Source organism: Caballeronia grimmiae, assembly GCF_000698555.1.
In the GTDB taxonomy this organism is placed as follows: Bacteria; Pseudomonadota; Gammaproteobacteria; order Burkholderiales; family Burkholderiaceae; genus Caballeronia; species Caballeronia grimmiae.
This window is the reverse complement of the sequence record NZ_JFHE01000052.1, coordinates 12,327-31,473: the sequence shown is the minus strand read 5'-3', so window position 1 is coordinate 31,473 and position 19,147 is coordinate 12,327. Positions and strand designations below refer to the sequence as shown.

General features: G+C 58.6%; 13 protein-coding genes and 1 pseudogene. 6 read left to right on the top strand and 8 right to left on the bottom strand.

Annotated elements, in window-relative coordinates; genetic code table 11:
- Together BG57_RS28035 and BG57_RS28030 are read left to right on the top strand one after the other, a co-directional pair.
- Window positions 1–3,986, top strand: a 3,986-nt coding sequence (locus BG57_RS28035; protein WP_035970174.1) for a response regulator, incomplete at its 5' end; no start/stop codon positions are given.
- Between the two features lie 8 nt (window positions 3,987–3,994).
- The gene (locus BG57_RS28030) at window positions 3,995–6,163 is read left to right on the top strand and encodes a response regulator (RefSeq protein ID WP_052006050.1); all 2,169 of its coding nucleotides are present in this window, start codon (window positions 3,995–3,997) and stop codon (window positions 6,161–6,163) included.
- A gap of 15 nt (window positions 6,164–6,178) precedes the next feature.
- Here BG57_RS28030 and BG57_RS32340 read toward each other — a convergent pair.
- The 3 genes and pseudogenes from BG57_RS32340 to BG57_RS33990 form a co-directional block, all read right to left on the bottom strand.
- Window positions 6,179–6,564, bottom strand: a pseudogene (locus BG57_RS32340) (transposase family protein); the annotation flags it as partial.
- A 293-nt stretch (window positions 6,565–6,857) separates the two neighbouring features.
- A complete protein-coding gene (locus BG57_RS28025) occupies window positions 6,858–7,175 on the bottom strand; it encodes a CcdB family protein (protein ID WP_035970158.1) in 318 nt (105 codons plus the stop codon).
- A complete protein-coding gene (locus BG57_RS33990; RefSeq protein ID WP_229754122.1) occupies window positions 7,175–7,561 on the bottom strand; it encodes a type II toxin-antitoxin system CcdA family antitoxin in 387 nt (128 codons plus the stop codon). Before BG57_RS33990 ends, BG57_RS28025 begins: the two co-directional genes overlap by 1 nt.
- Window positions 7,562–7,906: 345 nt before the next feature.
- Here BG57_RS33990 and BG57_RS28015 point away from each other — a divergent pair, with 345 nt between their 5' ends.
- Window positions 7,907–8,080, top strand: a complete 174-nt coding sequence (locus BG57_RS28015; RefSeq protein WP_229754121.1) for a hypothetical protein — start codon at window positions 7,907–7,909, stop codon at window positions 8,078–8,080.
- A 164-nt stretch (window positions 8,081–8,244) separates the two neighbouring features.
- Here BG57_RS28015 and BG57_RS28010 read toward each other — a convergent pair whose 3' ends face one another.
- Complete coding sequence (locus BG57_RS28010) at window positions 8,245–9,144, bottom strand: LysR family transcriptional regulator (protein WP_035970156.1); 900 nt, start codon at window positions 9,142–9,144, stop codon at window positions 8,245–8,247.
- Between the two features lie 205 nt (window positions 9,145–9,349).
- The gene (locus BG57_RS28005; protein WP_075583230.1) at window positions 9,350–9,862 is read right to left on the bottom strand and encodes a winged helix-turn-helix transcriptional regulator; all 513 of its coding nucleotides are present in this window, start codon (window positions 9,860–9,862) and stop codon (window positions 9,350–9,352) included.
- A 183-nt stretch (window positions 9,863–10,045) separates the two neighbouring features.
- Between BG57_RS28005 and BG57_RS28000 the strand changes: the two genes are divergently transcribed.
- Entirely contained in the window at window positions 10,046–10,849 is an 804-nt protein-coding gene (locus tag BG57_RS28000; RefSeq protein ID WP_035970155.1) for an SDR family NAD(P)-dependent oxidoreductase, read from the top strand.
- Between the two features lie 901 nt (window positions 10,850–11,750).
- Here the strand turns inward: BG57_RS28000 and BG57_RS27995 are convergent.
- Window positions 11,751–12,752 (bottom strand): LysR family transcriptional regulator, encoded by a 1,002-nt coding sequence (locus BG57_RS27995; RefSeq protein WP_052006051.1) that lies wholly within the window; start codon window positions 12,750–12,752, stop codon window positions 11,751–11,753.
- Between BG57_RS27995 and BG57_RS32020 the strand changes: the two genes are divergently transcribed.
- Complete coding sequence (locus BG57_RS32020; protein WP_081851017.1) at window positions 12,729–13,685, top strand: alpha/beta hydrolase; 957 nt, start codon at window positions 12,729–12,731, stop codon at window positions 13,683–13,685. The genes BG57_RS27995 and BG57_RS32020 overlap by 24 nt on opposite strands.
- Window positions 13,686–13,910: 225 nt before the next feature.
- Complete coding sequence (locus BG57_RS27990) at window positions 13,911–14,477, top strand: TetR/AcrR family transcriptional regulator (RefSeq protein WP_035970154.1); 567 nt, start codon at window positions 13,911–13,913, stop codon at window positions 14,475–14,477.
- A gap of 17 nt (window positions 14,478–14,494) precedes the next feature.
- Here BG57_RS27990 and BG57_RS27985 read toward each other — a convergent pair whose 3' ends face one another.
- Window positions 14,495–15,973, bottom strand: a complete 1,479-nt coding sequence (locus BG57_RS27985) for an efflux transporter outer membrane subunit (protein ID WP_035970167.1) — start codon at window positions 15,971–15,973, stop codon at window positions 14,495–14,497.
- A 23-nt stretch (window positions 15,974–15,996) separates the two neighbouring features.
- Window positions 15,997–19,143: an efflux RND transporter permease subunit gene (locus BG57_RS27980; protein WP_035970153.1), complete on the bottom strand. Its 3,147-nt coding sequence runs from the start codon at window positions 19,141–19,143 to the stop codon at window positions 15,997–15,999.
- Window positions 19,144–19,147 lie beyond the last annotated feature (4 nt).

Below are 19,147 nucleotides of genomic sequence, written 5' to 3'. Positions count from 1 at the left end.
CCGTCGATGTGAAGGGTGAAATCCTCGAACTCAAGAACACAATCAACACGATGGTGGATCAGTTGCGCTCATTCGCCTCGGAGGTCACGCGGGTAGCGCGCGAGGTCGGCACCGAAGGGAAGCTTGGCGGGCAGGCCGACGTGCAGGGCGTCGCCGGGACCTGGAAGGATCTTACCGACAACGTGAATTTCATGGCCGGCAACCTGACGAGCCAGGTGCGCAACATTGCCGACGTGACCAAGGCGGTCGCCGCGGGCGACCTCTCGAAGAAAATCACGGTTGACGTCAAGGGCGAGATTCTAGAACTGAAGAATACGATCAACACCATGGTCGATCAGCTCGGCTCATTCGCCTCCGAAGTGACGCGCGTCGCGCGTGAGGTCGGCACGCTCGGCAAGCTCGGTGGACAGGCGGACGTGCAGGGCGTCGCGGGCACCTGGAAGGATCTGACCGATTCGGTGAACTTCATGGCCGGCAATCTGACGAGCCAGGTTCGCAACATCGCGGACGTGACGAAAGCGGTCGCGGCAGGCGACCTTTCGAAGAAGATCACCGTCGACGTGAAGGGCGAGATTCTCGAGCTGAAGAACACCATCAACACGATGGTGGATCAGTTGCGTTCGTTCGCGTCGGAGGTGACGCGGGTCGCGCGGGAGGTCGGTACGGAAGGCAAGCTTGGCGGTCAGGCGGACGTCCAGGGTGTCGCGGGCACCTGGAAGGATTTGACTGACAACGTCAATTTCATGGCCGGCAACCTGACGAGCCAAGTCCGCGGCATCGCGCGAGTCGTGACCGCAGTGGCGAACGGCGATTTGGACCGCAAGCTCACCGTGGAGGCGAAAGGCGAAATCGCGGCGCTCGCCGATACTATCAACGGCATGACGGACACGCTCGCTACCTTTGCTGACCAGGTGACAACCGTCGCGCGGGAAGTGGGTGTCGAAGGCAAACTCGGCGGGCAGGCGAAGGTGCCGGGCGCGGCCGGCACGTGGAAGGGATTGACCGAGAACGTCAATCAGCTCGCCGCCAACCTGACGACGCAAGTGCGCGCGATCGCCGAAGTGGCGACCGCCGTGACGCAAGGCGACCTGACGCGCTCGATCACTGTCGAGGCGCTCGGTGAAGTCGCCGCGCTCAAGGATACGATCAACGAGATGATCCGTAACCTGAAGGACACGACGGAGCTCAACACTGAGCAAGACTGGCTCAAGACCAATCTGGCGAAGTTCAGCCGCATGCTCCAGGGGCAGAAGGATCTCGTCGCGGTGGGCCAGCTCATTCTCTCGGAACTCGCGCCGGTCGTCGGCGTGCAGCAGGCTGAATTCTTCGTTTTCGATACCATCGATCAGGCCGCTTCCCTAAGGCTCGTCGCGAGCTACGCTTCAGACGGCCATAACGCGCACGGCAAGCGCGTCCAGCTCGGAGAAGGACTCGTCGGTCAGTGCGCGTTCGAGAAGCGCAAAATTCTCCTGGCGCCTTCGGCGTCCGTCGACTACCGGATCGAATCGGGCCTGCTCCGTGTAATGCCGCAAAACGTCCTCGTGATGCCGATCGTTTTCGAGGGGCAGGTCAAGGGCGTGATCGAACTAGCCTCTCTCGAGTGCTTCAACTCGACCCACCTGGCGTTTCTCGACCAGCTGACCGAAAGTATCGGCATCGTCATCAACACGATCGAAGCCAACACGCGTACCGAAGATCTGCTCAAGCAGTCGCAGTCGCTCGCGCATGAGTTGCAGAGCCGGCAGGAAGAACTCCAGCAGACGAACGAGGAACTGCAGGAGAAGGCAAGGCTGCTCGCGCATCAGAATCACGAAGTGGAGCGCAAGAACTCGGAAGTTGAACAGGCGCGTCAGGCGCTCGAAGACAAAGCCAAGCAGCTTGCGCTGACGTCGAAGTACAAGTCGGAGTTTCTCGCCAACATGTCGCATGAGTTGCGCACGCCTCTCAATAGCCTGCTCATCTTATCGGACCAGCTCTGCAAGAATTCCGACGGCAACTTGTCCACCAGGCAGATCGAATATTCGCGAACGATTCATGCCTCGGGGAACGACCTGCTGCTGCTGATCAACGACATTCTGGACCTTTCGAAGATCGAGTCGGGAACGGTTGTCCTCGACGTTCACGAGCATCGTCTCCTCGACCTGACGACGTACGTCGAACGCACTTTCCGTCACATCGCAGAGGCGCGCAACGTCGATTTCGTCATTCATCTCGGCAGCGATGTGCCCGTTTCGATCGTGACCGACCTCAAGCGGTTGCAACAGATCCTGAAGAACCTATTGTCCAACGCATTCAAGTTCACGCATCAAGGCCGGGTTTCGCTGTCGATCGACGACGTGCACGCCGGATGGAGCGAGGACAATGCCACGCTCAACAGCGCGGGAAGTGTGATCGCATTCTCTGTTCACGACACAGGCATCGGGATTTCAGCGGACAAACAGCAGATCGTATTCGAGGCTTTCCAGCAGGCCGACGGCAGCACCAGCCGCAAGTATGGCGGCACCGGGTTGGGACTGGCGATCAGCCGCGAGTTGTCCAAACTGCTGGGCGGGGAGATCCGGCTGAGCAGCATGCCGAACGAGGGGAGCACGTTCACGCTCTTTTTACCATGCGCGAACGACCTCGGAAAACCGGGGCGCAGAAAGCCGGCCAGCCGAGAACAGACGCGGGCGATTGCTTTGAACGGTGCCTCGGACGGTGCCTCGTCCGTGAGCGACGGCTTTGTAGCCCTGGCGACGCAATCCGATCTGGTTGCCGAGGTCGCGCACGAAGTGTCGAGCGGATACATCGTCGATGACCGGGACAACATCGTTCCCGGCGAACGAGTCGTGCTGATTGTCGAGAACGATCCGGCTTTCGCTCGCGTGCTGGTCGATGCGACGCGCCAGCGCGGATTTAAAGCCCTGACGACCGCGCTGGGTGCTTCCGCCCTGACGCTCGCCGACCAGTACAAGCCTGATCTTCTGACGCTGGATCTGTATTTGCCCGATATGGACGGCTGGCGGATTCTCGCGCGGCTGAAAAACGACATGTCAACGCGGCATATTCCCGTGTGCGTCATCTCGACCGATGAATCGCGCGAGCGCGCGCTTCGCTCCGGCGCTTTCGCGTTTTTGCCCAAGCCCGTCGAATCGCTCGCCATTCTGGATCGCGCGCTCGCATCCATGGGCCGATACATCGAAGCGGAGCAGCGCGCGATCCTCGTGGCCATCCCGCCGGGAGCGGAGCGGGAGTTGCTTTGCGGCGCGTTGCAGGGCATGCACGTCCGTGGGATATTTGCCGATTCGCACGATGCCCTGGTGCAAGAACTGTCGTCGCAGGCCGTCGATGCGCTCGTGCTCGCCGATGACTTGCCTGGCGTTTCCCCGGAGCTGATCGAAACCACGCTCGTCGCTCGGGACTGCTTCGCGCCGCTTCCGGTGGTCGTGAGCGCGGCCGGCGATAGTCCGCCAAAACGCTGGGAACGCGTCCGGGAACGCTTCTTCGTGCAACACGCACCGACCGGCGACCGGCTTCTGGATTTAAGCGTCGCCGCGCTTCACCTCGATACAAAGCGGCTCCCCGCACAGTCCAGGACCGTACTGAACGCGTTACATGCATCGCAGCGCGCGTTGCAAGGGGTCAAGGCACTGATCGTCGATGACGACATGCGCAACATCTTCGCGCTCGCGACAATCATGGAAGACCTCGGTATGCGGCATGTCTGGGCCGACAACGGGCGCGATGCGATACGGCAGCTCGAGTCGGATCACGAAATCGACATCGTCATGATGGACGTTATGATGCCCGAGATGGACGGCCTGACCACGATGCGCGAGATTCGCAAGCGACCGGTCGGCAAGACGTTGCCGATCATCGCAGTGACGGCCAAAGCGATGAAAGGCGATCGCGAGAAGTGCATTGAGGCCGGCGCGTGGGACTATCTCTCGAAGCCGGTCAACCGGGATGATCTGGTCGCCGTGCTCCATGCGTGGCTGCATCGCTAGGAGCAGCTATGGCCACGTTCGATGTCTCCGTTGAAGACAAAGTGAAGATCCTGGTGGTGGATGATCTGCCGAGCCAGCACATGGTCCTGCGCTCGGTGCTCGACGGACCCGACCAGGAAGTCGTCAGCGTGTCGTCTGGGCGGGAGGCGCTCAAGGCAGTGCTGCAAGAGGAGTTCGCGGTCATCCTGCTCGACGTGAACATGCCCGACATGAATGGCTTCGAGACGGCCAGCATGCTGCGCTCCTACCGCCCGACGGCATCGACTCCAATCATCTTCGTCACCGCCTACGCCGACGATGCCGAGATGGCGAGAGGTTATTCGCTCGGGGCGGTCGATTACATTTCGTCGCCTGTTGTGCCGGAGATTCTCAGTGCGAAGGTCCGCGTGTTCGTGCAGATGTTTTGCATGAACCGCGAACTGCGAGTCCGGGCAGAGCAGCGGGAAGCGCTCGCGCGGGCAGAAGCACAGCGCGCATCCGCCGATGAGGCTCGCCAGCGCGCCGATTTTCTGTCGCATGTGAGTCATCTGCTCACGCGCTCGTTGGATGTCCAGACAACGCTTAACCGAATTTTGGAAACCTCGGTACCGGCGTTGGCGGATCTCGCATGCGTGTACCTCGAAGTGGACGGGGACGTGACGCCACCGACATCGTTGCGCTACGGCCCCGCCGTGCGTGCCCTGATCGATCCGGCGCGCGGGCAGGAGATCGACGCAATCGCGCCGCTCGGGCGATTTTATAAGCTCGCGAAGCAGACTCTGGATAGAGGCGAAAGCCTCATATGCCGAAGCGAGGCGGAGCGCGTCTTTGGGTGGCCCGCCGGTGGGGAAGATGAGCAACACTCCGTCAAGTTCGAAGAGCTTAGGTTCCATTTAGTGCTGAGCGGCGCGGAGCGCAAGGCAGTGCTTTGCTTCGGTGTTGTCCGCTGCGATGAAAGTCGCCAGCCAGCGCCCGTCGTCACCGAGTTCGTGAGCCGAGCCTCCATCGCGCTGGAGAACGCGTTTTTATTCTCTGCGTTGCGCGACGAGGACCGGCGCAAGAACGAATTCCTTGCGATGCTCGCCCACGAGCTGCGAAATCCGCTAGCGCCAATTTCAAACGCGGTGAGCGTGATGCGGAGCGCGGAGCCGGGCGATTCGAAGATGATGAAGTGGGCGACCCAGATCATTGGCAATCAACTCGGTCATATGGTGCGAATCGTCGACGACCTGCTTGATGTTTCACGAATCGCGCGCGGCACGGTAGCGCTCAAGCGGGAGCCGGTTCACTTGCGGACCGTTGTCGAACGCGCGATCGAAACGAGTCGGCCCCACTTCGCCAACCGCTCGCAAGCCTTCTCATGCGAGCAAAAAGAAGACGACGTAGTGATAGAAGGGGACGTCGTTCGCCTCACGCAGGTTGTCGCTAATCTATTGAACAATGCCTCTAAGTTCACGCCTCCCGGCGGGCATATCAGTCTTTCGACCGGTTTCTCCGGCGGAAGCGCAGTCGTCACGGTGATCGACGACGGCGAGGGAATCGACCCAAAGCTCCTTCCGCGCGTCTTCGATCTGTTCGCCCAGGGTGATAGCGCGCTCGATCGCGCACAGGGGGGATTGGGGATCGGGCTCACGCTTGCTCGCCATCTGACTGAACTGCACGGAGGCTCGATCCGTTGCTGGAGCAGGGGCCGCGGGCGAGGCGCGAAGTTCACCGTGGAATTGCCGGCAGCTTGCGCAGCGGACAAGCCGACGCCCGTCGCCAATGTGTTGCCGCTGCGCCGCAAGCGGGACGTGCGGGTGCTCGTCGTGGACGATTCCGTCGCTTCCACGGAGAGCCTCAAGATTTTTCTCGAATTACACGGCTACGAGGTGCAATGCACGCACGACGGCGTTTCCGCGTTGGCGCTTGCAAAAGAGTTCGAACCGCGGATTGCCATCCTTGACATTGGTCTTCCCGGGATGAATGGATATGAAGTCGCCAGGGCCATTCGTGCCGATGATTCCTTGCGCGACTGCCTGCTGATCGCCGTGAGCGGTTATGGTCAAGATGAAGATCGTCGGAAGTCGCGTTCGGCGGGGATCGATCATCACCTGATCAAGCCCGCCGATTTGACTTCGCTGGTAGAACTGATTTCGACACACATGATGCACGAAGGTACCGGTGCGGAGGATCAGGGGCGGCCGGCCGGAATTTGATGATCGTCGACGTGCAACCAGCAGCGTGCATCGTTGCGCGCGCTCCTCGAACCAGCGATGCTCGCTGCCGTCAATCTTGATCCACTCGTCCAGACACGAGCGGCGATTGCGTGGCTGGTGAATCCGGGGCGGGCGCTGTTGGCGCGGTACCCAGAGGCCTGCAGTCGTCATCAGGTAACGGATCGTCTCGACGGCTAGTTCAATGCCGTGGAGTTCCCGTACCTTCTCGCACGTCAGCGTCGGACCGAAATCGACGTAGTGCTGGCGGATCAGCGCAACTGCACGCCGCGCCACGCCTTCCGGCAGTCGATGGTCGCTCGCCGTCGCCGCTTGCCCGAGACGAGACCGTGCGCACCGTCCGCCGGATAGCGCAGTACGACTCGCTCGATCTGCCGCGCGCTCGAGGTGCGGCCGTTCACCGGCACAGCCTGGTTCTTACGGCAAAATGCGACATCTCTATTTGGCAGAAACGCGACATTTAAACTTAGGACTAGAAAATTTAATGCGGAGGTTCGTGGCCGGACGAGCGTTTGTAGAGTGCGGGCCATGAACAGGACTGGGACCGATGCGCAAACTGGACCGATTCAGAGTGATTCAGGCCGTTGCCGGTCGGCACCGCAAGCTGCTAGTTACGTCGAATGTCCGCCGGTCCTTGCAGCAACTGATGGCTGTGGCTGCGTCGGTTAAGGTCCGGTCAGTACGCGCCCAGCAGGCGGTCAAGCGCCGCGGTGATCTCGTCATGATGTTCCGCAAGCGAACCCGCCTTCGCACCCAGTTCACTCGACGGCACGGCGGCGATAAACGCCGGGTGGAGGATGCACCGAACTCCGCCGATATCGAATGACGGCGTGAAGTCCGCCGGAAGCTTGACCGGCGCGAAAGACGCAGCGTCAATCAGTGGCACGACAACTCGCGTCGTCAGGCCATCGAGGAAGTCGCTTTGCACGTCCAACAGATACGGAGTTCTTGCGCGGCCTTTGCCGCTATTACCGTAGACGTCAAACCGCGCCATTAGAACATCCGGTATTGGGCCAACGGAAGTCCGTGCTCTTCGACCCATTCATTCGAGTGCCGGATGAAGTCCGCATGTTCTTCGGCCCAGCGACGGCCTTCCTCGGCTTTGATCGCCTCGCGCAGGGCCTGTTCGCAGGTGCGCGAGAAGTTGATACCCAGACTCTTGGCCCGTTCGTAGACGTCGACGGCCAGCGTGACGTTGGTTGCCTTTCGCCCCCCGCTGGTTGCTGCATGTGCCATATTATTCTCCGCGTAGATGCGCATAACCAGCAACATAATAATCCACAATGCCGCCGCGCGCATCATCGTGCCCGTCCGGTTGGCGGAGGTCCTTGCAAACGACACACTCACCACGGACGCGTTTTGCGGACTGAAAGGCGGCATCTTTGCCACCACGCTGAACTACTATTAATTAGCTACATATTTAAGATCGATAAATTGATTTATGTCAAAAGCGCTTGCGGTTGCCGCGTCCTCGATCCGCCAACGTGACGGGCCAAAAAAAGCCTCGTTGTCGCAATCGCCCATCTGCTTGCCGTATGTTTCGTGCAGCCGTCTACTGTCCGGCTTGCGTGACGCAGCAGTATCGTCCTATCGGCTGCGATCGCAACGTGTCAGAGTGGCAGGCATCTCTTGACGAGCGGATTCGATATCACGCCATGACAAGCGGCTGCGGCTTGTCAGGCTCACGCCCGTTGGCAAACGCCTGGTCAGGAAGATGGCCCTGCGGTGCAGCGCGCGCACGAGCGCACCATCGAGCATCTGTCGCCCGCCGAGCGTGATTTCTTCATGCTGCAGACGATCCAGCTGGTGGAAGCGAACAACGCGGATAACCTCGTACCCTTCCGGCTGCCCGACAGCCAGTTGCTCGCGCAGGACGAAAGCGAACCAGACGCCACGTGAACACGACGCCCTGGGGTTGGGCGCCCCGCCATCGTGCCGCCCGCGTACACTTCAACGCGCGGGACGCGTCTACTGTCGCTAATGTCGTCCGCTCGCCCGAGACCTCCAACCCTCAATCGCCAATCGCCATTCGGCAATAGCCAAGCAATGCATCTTGCGACCAATTACGCAGACTGAGAGCTGAAACGCACCGCATGCTCCGCGAAAGCGCGTACTTTAGCCGGGAGTAAAGCCCTGGCGCTGTAAGCGATGCGAACGTCTGTCGTGGCGTCGACCAGTTCGTACCCTGCCAGCAATCGCACCAGCCGACCCATTCTTATTTCGTCCTCTACTAGGACGCTCGGCAACACGCCTATTCCAAAACCGTTGGTCACCATTTCGCGATTGAACACCGCGCTGTTAGACGATATGTCGTGCTTGAGTTGTACAACGTAAGCTTCCCCGCTGACACGAAAGGTGAGCACGGGCTTTCGCACTGAGGGAGACATCGCAACGAAGGAATGCTGTACCAAATGCGCTGGCTCGCTGAGTTCCGGGTGGCTCGCCAAGTAACCAGGACTTGCAACAAGAACTAACGGAATGCTCTCCAAACGACGGGTGACTGCAGTGTCTGTCAACAGCATGAAAGGAAGAACAATCGCAACGTCATACCCTTCGGCAGCCAAGTCAACCGGCCGCTCAGTGAGCGTCACGTCAATTCGAATGTTCGGGAACGCGAGCTTAAAGCTTGGAACTAGCGATGCATAGCGGTTCATCAAGACGGTCGTGTGCGCTACGAGACGTAAGACACCGGACACCTCGTTCCTTCTATTCGACGCTCGGTCTTCCATTGCCCGGACGTCGTCCAGGATCTTGCAGCAGTCGTCGAAAAGCCGCGCCCCGGCCTCTGTTACAGAGACATGGCGAGTAGTGCGATTAAGAAGCCGACTATCGAACCGCTTTTCAAGGTTCGCGATTGCGCGCGAGACGACTGGCGTAGTCAAACTAAGAGCATCGGCGGCTCTTGAAAAGCTGTTTGCCTCGACCACTGCGCGAAACACGGTTAGGGTAGTGAGATAGTCCATCGTTCGCGTTGCTTTATCGGGAAGCCCTCGTCCGTCGCTCATTGTCCGAACATTCGCTAGAGACGTCGGTGAGCCGTGTTGCTATCGATTTGCAGCAGGCGCGTCGGAGAGCGGCGCAATCGAAACGCGAAAACCGTATCGAATCCCCGTGTCCGGAGATTCGTCAGCTCCGGCGAACGACACGCCTCACGTCACAGTCACTGCTTCAGCTCTTCTCGCCCGTATTGGACGGGTGATCTTCTGAGCGCTTTGCGCTCTGCTTCCGTCGGGGAACCGTCGCCAGCGCGATTTGCACCTGCTCCGGATGCAAAGCCTGCCCTCGGTTGTCCGTGACCCGAAGCTTGGGTAGCGGTTTCCCGAGCTGATCCGTCACACACATCCTGTTCTCGGTCGGCTCAAAACAATGGTCGCCCCCCCACTGGGAAAGCGCCACAAGAACCACATGCAGCTCCCTACCACGGTCGGTCAGAACGTAGCGGGACATTGAAGGAGAACCACTTACCGTCTCAACGCGAAGGATCCCGCAGTCGACAAGTTTTTTCAGGCGCGCCGACAGGATGTTCTTCGCTATTCCAAGGCTTTTCTGAAATTCACTAAAGCGTTGCCTGCCCTGGAGCGCGTCCCGCACTATCAGTAGCGACCACCACTCGCCCACCACAGCGAGGGAGCGGCCAATGGGGCAAAGGCCGCTTCCTACATCAGTCTTTTGTCCTCTCATGAGGGCCTCGCAAGGTTCAAGTCGCCGCAAAAAGCGGTTGCAAAATTATACCCGTTGTTGCACGATGCGCGTTGGTAGCGAAATTAAACCTCTGATAGGTCCTGTCGCACCAGGGCGGAGTTGGACGAAATCTGTGACAACTTCGACTACTCATGAGCAAGTCACCGAACTGAAGAAGGAACCATGAGCCAAGACAATAAGGGCGTCGCGGTAGTAACGGGTGCATCAGCTGGTATTGGCGCCGTGTATGCGGCACGGCTGGCAAAACGGGGATACGATCTGCTGCTCGCCGCTCGCCGAGGTGATCGGCTCGCACAGTTGGCCGACGAGATCTCGTCAACCACCGGTCGCCGTGTCGAAACCGTCGTCGCGGACCTGTCGGTGCCAGCCGACACACGACGAGTCGAGTCCATCCTGCGCGACGATGCACGTATTACGATGCTTGTGAACAATGCCGGCGTCGCGTCAGTTACGCCGCTCATTAGCTCGGACGTAGACGCGATGAGTCGCATGATCGCGACAAACATCGATGCCCTGACCCGGCTCACCTACGCCGCCGTGCCTGCCTTCGTTCAACGCGGCTTTGGGACCGTGATTAACATATCGTCAGCGGTTGCCATTGCGCCAGAGGCTCTCAATGGCGTCTATGGCGGATCCAAAGCCTACGTGTTGGCGTTCAGTCAGTCCCTGAAACACGAGTTGGCGGGCAAAGGAGTACGCATTCAGGTAGTTCTTCCCGGCGCAACGGCCACCGACATCTGGCCGTCGGCAGGCCTGCCTCTGGATAACCTGCCGAAGGACACGCTGATGCCGGTCGAAGCGATGGTGGACGCCGCACTCGCAGGTCTAGACAGCGGTGAATTCGTCACCATCCCTTCTCTACCCGATTACAACGACTGGCTAAGTTTCGAGAGCGCGAGGCAAACCCTTTTGCCCCAGTTGTCTAAATCGGAGCCAGCGACGCGCTACGTGAAGGTCAATGCATAGCGTATCGTGACATCGCCTTGTGCAGGCAGCCGCATCTACTCCCGAAACTCGCAACTGCCTGCACTATCAGAAGAAAAGCGTTGGGGTGATCGGCAGGGGCAGTGGGCCGAAATTTGGTGGACGTACACGACAACTCCAATAAGCGATCGAGTGGATTTCTCCGATGCAGGCTCGCATCGATGTCTATCCGATGAGGACAATGGGTATCGAGTGGCGTGGATAACGACGCCCGGTACTCAAACCGAACCTCCCCGCGACAACTGACTCGCACTCTGGACCCGACCAACAAGATATCGACAATCCGATCTTGCGAGGTCCATTCCACGAAGTTCCATCTCCAATCATTTGCGGTCGGTCGACCCTGGGTCGCTGTAGAGATTATTCGATTCTTGGCGGAACTGAATTGCCTCCGTAAGAACGATCCTCCCAGATTACGCCCCTATACTTCTCGACGTCATCTTAACTGAGTCATCATGCAACCTAAACTTCTCCTAGTGAAGGCGCTCGTCGCCGCTGCTTACGCAATTGACTGTAACGCAGCTTCTGCGCAGATCGAAGCATCGGGGCTTCGACAGGGTTCGACGCTAGCCGAACAATCTGGGTTAAATCAGCAGCGCACGTCGTACTCTTCAAAAAGCCGTTCGAGAGCGATCGACGACGCGGAGGCCCGTAACAGGCGAGTTGTAGAGAACGTGATTGGAATCGCAGCAGCGCATTGGCGCGAGACTACCGAGAACAAGTGAGCGATCGCATTCCAACATGAAGGCATCTTAGAACGAATGATGTCGATGGCGCCTGCCCGCGATTGAAGGTAGCACTAGAAATGCAACGATTGGCGCGTGTCCCACTTGAGCGGCGAGGATTGTCGATAGGTTGCCGCTAGCGCCCTACAGCCGCGATCTCAGATGAACGGGTCCACTCCCTCGACGGACAGCGCCCGGTCTTCGCTTCCACCGAAGGGCGCATCCTCGTCCTGCTGAATGGTTCGCCGAGTATCGAAGTTCAACAGCGGACATGACGCAAACACTGTTGCCGCCCACTCGACGAACGCCCTTACCTTGGGTGCCAGCAGACGGTTGTGAGGGAACACAGCGGCTAACGGTAGGGGACGAGGCCTCTTGTCTGCTAACACTTCGACAAGTGCGCCTGACGTCATGTGCGGCGCCATCATGAACAGTGGCGCTTGGATCAGGCCAACGCCTTGAATCCCGCAGGCAACATAGGCGTCCGCATCGTTGATTGCAGTCGTACTCCTCATCTTTACCTCCTTCTCGACTCCAGATTCGACGAACTTGAAATCGTGCACCCGCCCAGTGCGGCCGGAAAAATAGTGGACCGCTTCATGAACGTTCAGCTCGGACAGCGTCCGTGGATAGCCATGTGCTGCGAGGTACTTTGGGCTGGCTGCCGTCGCAACTGTCAAGCGCCCAAGCTGCCTCGCAACTAGCGTCGAATCCTCTAACGCACCTACCCGCAACGCGCAATCCACGCCCTCCGCCACGAGATCGACACGCCTGTCGCCCAAGCCGATCATCAATTCGACTTCGGGAAACTGTGCCCTAAAGTCAGACAGCCTAGGCATCAAAACAAGATGACCGAGTGAAGGCGGCATATCGATACGAAGTTTCCCGCGGAGCGACTTTCCCGAACGAGTAAGAGCACTCTCGACTTCCTCGAGTTCAGCAAGTAGTCGTATGCAACGTTCGTAATAATCCGCGCCTTCAGGCGTTAGATTCAGGCGGCGAGTGGTTCGCTGCAACAGTCGGACCTGCAAGTGAGCCTCGAGACTCTTGATGATGTTCGTGGCGGATCCCGGAGGAAGGTTGAACGAAGCTGCTGCACGCGAGAAGCTGTTCATCTCTACCACGCGGGTGAACAGATGCATTGCCTGAAATCGATCCATGAAATATGCGCCAATACGTCGGCCGACAGCGGGCATAGCTGCCGGCGCGTGGATTATTGGAAAAAGCGTGAAGAGACTATCTGGATTACGCTCATATACCAGAGTGCCAGTTTAGTACACAATGCGTCATCCGGGGAAGTGGAATACAGAGACTTGATGATCGAGTGGACCGAAGAGACAGTGCGGATTGACGGCTATCGCCAGCCGATCGAACTGCAATGCTATATTCCGACCGCGACCGAAGGCCCGGTCTTGATGTTTTTCCATGGGGGCGGCTTCATTTCAGGAGAAAGCGAAGCAGCGCGTCTATTGGCTGGTCGCCTAGCGAGCGAATCCCAGCTACCGGTCGTCTGTGTCCGATACTCGCTTTCGCCGCAGTTTCCATTTCCTGTCGCCCTGGAGGATGGATACGCCGCCTTACAATGGCTCGCTCGCGCTGGAACAGCAGTCTTACCGGCCGGCGGTGATCCCGTGCTTGTCGGGCATGACGCCGGCGCTTGCTTGGTAACGGGGCTTGCCGCAATGGCAAGAGATCGGGGCGGCGTCCCCAATGCTATCGCTCAGGTGTTGATTGCTCCGTTGCTCGACCCAAGCCTGACTATGTTCGATTGGTCCGCAGGTAGTTCATCGTATGAGCTGCTGGGACGATACTCGCGCAACTACAAAGCGTACCTTCCCAACCCCTCGTCAACGATGCATCCGTATGCTGCGCCGCTGGAGTCGTACCGCCTAGGGCGACTCCCGCGCGCACTTATCGCGGTACCGGAAATGGATTGTCTGAGACGCGAAGCTGAGGCGTACGCAGGTCGGTTGATGAGTTCCGGAGTTCACGCTCGACTGCTTCGATACGGGGGGTGTGATCACGAGTCGATTCTCGGTGAGGCAACACTTCACAACGACATTCGTCGCTTCATCCAAAGCACGCATTGCTGACGGAAAGAAAAAAAGTGGTGGCGAGGCGGCTGATTCCGACACGCACTTTCGAAGCGATGCATTTCGTTGCGTCGCTTCCAAACTCGAATGCAAGATGCCTCGTCGCCGGAAAACAACGGGTCGCCTATGGACAAACCCGTGGCGTCGCCAAAAGAGCCTTCGATCAAAGGCTGAGAAGCCTGAATCTGGATTATGGTAACCTACCAGAAATGAAAAGGGACTCATATGGGACATTCTCAGGCAGAGAAAGCGATAACTCACGCTAAGATTGTCGCGATCGCATCACAACGCTTCAGGCAAAAAGGCCTCGAGGGAATCAGCTTAGCTGACATCATGTCCGAGGCCGGGCTAACTGTCGGCGGCTTCTACAAGCACTTTCCAACGCGCGATGCCCTCGTCGTCGACGCCCTACAACACGCCTTCTCGGAATTGGATGCGTGGGAGGAGGTCGCGAAAGGAGACCTCAAGGCCGCGATCCGCAGTTATCTTTCGTCAGCGCATCGCGACGACGTTATCAGAGGATGCGCGTTGTCCTCGCTTGCAAACGACGTCTCGCGCGCGCACCCCGATGCGAAGGTCGCATTCGAAGGACGATTAAGGCACATTTTGACGATGCTCGAAGCGCTCATTGGATCTGATAGTAAGAAAAGTCGACGTCGGAAAGCCATTGTGTTGTTTAGCGCTTGTGTAGGGGCGCTGTCCTTATCGCGCGGTGTTAGCGACGATAAATTTTCGAGGGAACTCCTCGACGCCACTGTGGATGAACTCCTCGATCTGTATGTTCCCGTCTGAAAGCTAGAGTCGCCGACTCAGTTATTCGCCTGTGCCAATGGCTGCACGGCTTCACTGTTCCCATCCATGGCCCAGCCACCACCCAACGAGCGGAACGCCGTCACGGCGGCGCGCGCGACGTCCGCCCGAGACGCGTCGAGCCCATCGCGTGCAGTCAGCAATTCGCGGTCGGCGTCGAGAACGTCCGTTAACGTGATGGAGCCCGCTTTATATGCTAGCTGCGACAGATCACGTGCACGAGTCAATGCCTGCACCTCCTGTTCCAGTTCGGCTCGGTAGCTTTCGGCCTCCATGAGGGACACGAATGCGTCTTCAACATCTTGCGCTGCGCGCAACACGGTTTGCCGGTATTTGGCTAGAGCCTCAGCGTTCGCGCCTTTTGCTGCCCTTACTTCTGCGTCCACTTTGCCGAAATCAAAAAGGCGCCAGCGGAGACCCCCGGTAATTGCGGCTTGAAACGCTCGCCCAGTGAATAGCTGGTGTGCATTGACGCTGTCGAAACCTAGCAACCCAGAAAGCGAGATTTTCGGATAGTAGTCGGAAATCGCAGCGCCAATCCGTTCGCTGGACGCGCCGAGTCTGCGTTCAGCAGCGATGATGTCGGGGCGCCGGCGAAGCACTTCCGTCGGAGCGTTGCTGACTTCGATCGGCGGTATCGAGGGAATAGCTGAGGGCACCGACAACGCGCTAGTGTAAGTCCCAGGCTGAACGCCTAGCAGCACGTCTAGCCTGTTGAATTGTGCTGAAAGCGCTTGCCTAAGTATAGGCAGCAACGCTTTTGCTTGCGTCAACAGTGCCTCGGCCTGTGCGACTTCCCGCTCTTCGGCAGCGCCAGCGCGCTTTCTTGCGCGGACGAGGTCGAGCAATTTGCCGTCCGTCATCACCTGGTCGTTCGCTACCGCGACTCGGGCCTGAAGGCCCCGAATCTGAAGATATGCGTCCGCAATGTCGGCGGCCACCGTGATCCGGACCCCCAACCCTTCGGCTTCTGACGCTTCGAGTTCATAGCGGGCGGCGCTGGCATCCCGTCGCAGCCCACCGGCCAGATCGATCTCCCAGCTGGCAACTGCTCCAGCGGAATATTCTCTCTGGCCGCGACTGTAACCGGAATACGCCTGCGCTAACGAGCCCGAGGAACTCTCCGCACTCTGATGTAAGGCGGTCGCGTCGGCCTGAGCAGCAAAAGTTGGCAAGAGGTTCGCACCTGCGGCTGACGCATTCGCGCGAGCTTGCCCTACGCGAGCTAGCGCTGCCGCCATGTCCAGATTCTGGCGCAGTCCACGCTGGATCAGTTCAGCCAAGAGTGGATCGTTGAAGGCCCTCCACCAGGTGTCCAACGAAGGCGCTTCACCTTGCCGAGTTTGGGCAGCCGGTGGGACATGCACAAAATCATGCAGCCCTGGCTCTGGACGCGAATAGTCCGGTCCTACTGCGCATCCGGCAAGCGTGATCGATAACAGATGAATCGCCAACGAAAGCTCACGCCGGCACTTCATTCGGAGAGGGAGCAGATGCGAGATCATCGAGTTGTCGGTCCCTTACGCGCGAACTGCTGAATGAATACATAAAAAGCCGGAGTGAACAAGAGACCGAATCCGGTAACCCCCAACATCCCGAACAATACTGCCGTCCCAAGCGACTGACGCATCTCCGCCCCAGCGCCGGTCGCAACTGCAAGCGGGGCTACCCCAAGGATGAATGCGAGCGATGTCATGAGAATTGGCCGAAGCCGTGTGCGTGCGGCGAACACCGCGCTGTCTTGTGGGCTCACTCCTTGATCCTCTTGCTGTCTGGCAAATTCGACGATGAGAATTGCGTTCTTCGCGGCAAGCCCCACCAAGACGACGAAACCAATTTGCGCAAGTATGTCTATTGGCATGCCCCGCATAGCGAGGCCGCTCACGGATGCAAAAAGACACATAGGCACAATGAGGACAATGGCGAGCGGCAGCTTCCAGCTTTCATACTGCGCCACTAGCACTAAGAATACGAACAGAGCGGCAGCCCCAAAGACGACCAGAGTCGGTGTACCTTTCAGCTGTTGCTGGTAAGCGAGGTCCGTCCACTCAAACCCGATGCCACGGGGCAGCACCTGACTGGCCAATTCTTCCATGCGTTGAAGCGCAGTACCGGTCGCCACGCCCGGTGCAGCTACGCCCTGGACCTCCGCCGCGGGGAAGAGGTTGTAACGCGGTACGCGGTAAGGAATCGTGCGGTCGTGCAGCTCCGCCACCGTCCCGATCGGCACCATTTCGCCGTATTCGTTGCGAGCCTTGAGACGGCTAATATCAGGCGTTGTCTGCCTGAATCGCTGATCGGCCTGTACGATCACTTGATACGTCCGCCCGAGATAGTTGAAGTCATTCACATATTGCGATCCCAGATAGACTTGCAAGGTCGAAAAAACGTCAGTGGGGGTAAGGCCGACCTTTTGCGCCTTGACTCGGTCGACGTCCGCAAATACGGACGGTGCGCCGGCGTTAAACAGCGTGAACGCGCCTGCGAAGGTGGGATCGTGATTGGCGGCGTTGACCAGGTCTCTCGCTGCTTTCACCAGCGCCTCCGAGCCGAGCCCAGCGCGATCCTCCAACATCATCTTGAAACCGCCTGCGCTACCGAGGCCTTGTACTGGCGGCGGTGGAATGGTCAGCACATACGCGTCCTTTACGACCGAGAGGCGCCTGCGCAAATCATTCAGTACTGACGTCGCGGTCATGCCCGGAACGTCGTGGTTGTACAGTGAGGGCAAGCCCGTAAAGACGGTCCCCGAGTTGGAAGCGACTGTCAACGTCGTCGCATCCAGACCAACAAACGGCGCAACGTGCTCGACACCCCGAGTTCCAAGCGATAGGTCAATCGCCTGTTTCACAACCTTCTCGGTCCGCTGCAAGGAAGAACCAGCCGGTAACTGCACGACCGTGATCAAATATCCCTGGTCCTGCTCGGGAATGAATCCCGTAGGCGTACGTAGAAACTGCACGCCTGTCATGACAATTAGCGCAGCATAAATAGCCAGCACTACACTCAAACCGCGCACCAGCCGCTTTGTTAGTCGACCGTATCCAAAAGAGAGCCTCTCGAACAACTTGTTGAATTGCTCAAACCCGGAGCGGACGAAGCTGCGTGGCCGCTGTGAAGCTCCCCCGCCGGCGCCATGAGAGGACCCCGCGAAAAGCACTGCACAAAGGGCGGGGCTAAGGGTAAGCGAAACGAAGCATGAGATCACCGTCGAAGCTGCGATGGTAACGGCGAACTGACGGAAGAACAGGCCGGAGATGCCACTGATAAATGCAGAAGGTACGAAGACGGCGCAAAGCGTTAAAGCAATTGACAAAAGCGCGCCACCGACCTCGTCCATCGTCTTGTGAGACGCTTCTACCGATGACATTCCCATCGCGATGTTTCGTTCGACGTTTTCTACCACCACGATCGCGTCGTCGACGACGATTCCAACCGCGAGCACCAGTCCGAAGAGCGATAGGTTATTCAGCGAAACTCCGAATGCCGCGAGAACGATGAACGACCCAAGGAGCGACACCGGAATCGCGACAACCGGGATGATCGTGGCGCGCCAGTTCTGCAGGAATAGGAACACGACGCCGACGACAAGCAGTACCGCAACGAAGATGGTCGTGATTACTTCTTCGACTGACTTGCCAATAAAGATGGTCGGGTCATAAATCACCTTGTATTCGACCCCCGCCGGGAATTCCCGGCTGAGATCCCGCATCTTGGCAAGCACAGCTTTCTCAACGGACAGTGAGTTAGCGCCCGGCTCAGCATAAATGAGAAGTGTCGATGCGTTACTTTTGTCCATGTACGCAGTAGAACCGTAGTCTGCAGCACCGACCTCAACCCGACCGATATCCCGGATTCGCGTAACTCGGCCCTGTGGATCACTCTTGATGACTATATCTGCGAACTCTTCCGGCGTGGATAACCGACCTTTCGCCTCAACGCCAATTTGATAGGCTGCATCGCTCCCGGTCGGCGGCTGATTGAGAACGCCTGCGGAGACCTGCAAGTTCTGCGATCGCAGCGCCGACAGCACATCCGCTGCATTGACGTTGCTGGCAGCGACCTTGTCCGGATCGATCCATACACGCATCGCGTATTCTCGTGCGCCTTGGAACTGCACGTCGCCCACGCCTTGAAGGCGAGCCAAAGCATCCTTGACGTGCAGCGTTGCGTAGTTCGAGAGATATAGCGTGTCGCGAGATTTGTCACCGGAGAACAAATGCACCGCTAAAAGTATGCTCGGAGTCGACTTCCGAACTTGAACCCCAAGGCGTTGGACGTCCTCCGGCAGACGAGGCAACGCATCCTGCACCCGGTTCTGCGTTAGCATCTGCGCGACATTGAGGTCGGTTCCAATACGAAAAGTCACGGTCACGCTCAAGCGTCCGTCTCCGGTCGACTGACTGCTCATATAGAGCATGTTCTCCACGCCGTTGATTTCCTGCTCGAGCGGCGTTGCTACGGTGCGAGCGATCGTCTCGGCTGAGGCACCGGGGTACGACGTGGTGACCTGAACGGTCGGCGGAACAATTTCCGGGTATTGGGCCACCGGCAGGACGAACATCGCCCCAATCCCAATCAGTGTTATGAAACTACTGACGACTGTCGCGAAACGCGGCCTGTCGATAAAAAAGTGGGCGATTCTCATGTTA

Bases quoted from the DNA above. Each gene is read 5' to 3' on its own strand.
- BG57_RS28030 (WP_052006050.1), top strand. From the start codon at position 3,995: ATGGCCACGTTCGATGTCTCCGTTGAAGACAAAGTGAAGATCCTGGTG.
- BG57_RS28025 (WP_035970158.1), bottom strand. From the start codon at position 7,175: ATGGCGCGGTTTGACGTCTACGGTAATAGCGGCAAAGGCCGCGCAAGA.
- BG57_RS33990 (WP_229754122.1), bottom strand. From the start codon at position 7,561: ATGCCGCCTTTCAGTCCGCAAAACGCGTCCGTGGTGAGTGTGTCGTTT.
- BG57_RS28010 (WP_035970156.1), bottom strand. From the start codon at position 9,144: ATGGACTATCTCACTACCCTAACCGTGTTTCGCGCAGTGGTCGAGGCA.
- BG57_RS28005 (WP_075583230.1), bottom strand. From the start codon at position 9,862: ATGAGAGGACAAAAGACTGATGTAGGAAGCGGCCTTTGCCCCATTGGC.
- BG57_RS28000 (WP_035970155.1), top strand. From the start codon at position 10,046: ATGAGCCAAGACAATAAGGGCGTCGCGGTAGTAACGGGTGCATCAGCT.
- BG57_RS32020 (WP_081851017.1), top strand. From the start codon at position 12,729: ATGCATTGCCTGAAATCGATCCATGAAATATGCGCCAATACGTCGGCC.
- BG57_RS27995 (WP_052006051.1), bottom strand. From the start codon at position 12,752: ATGGATCGATTTCAGGCAATGCATCTGTTCACCCGCGTGGTAGAGATG.
- BG57_RS27990 (WP_035970154.1), top strand. From the start codon at position 13,911: ATGGGACATTCTCAGGCAGAGAAAGCGATAACTCACGCTAAGATTGTC.
- BG57_RS27985 (WP_035970167.1), bottom strand. From the start codon at position 15,973: ATGAAGTGCCGGCGTGAGCTTTCGTTGGCGATTCATCTGTTATCGATC.
- BG57_RS27980 (WP_035970153.1), bottom strand. From the start codon at position 19,143: ATGAGAATCGCCCACTTTTTTATCGACAGGCCGCGTTTCGCGACAGTC.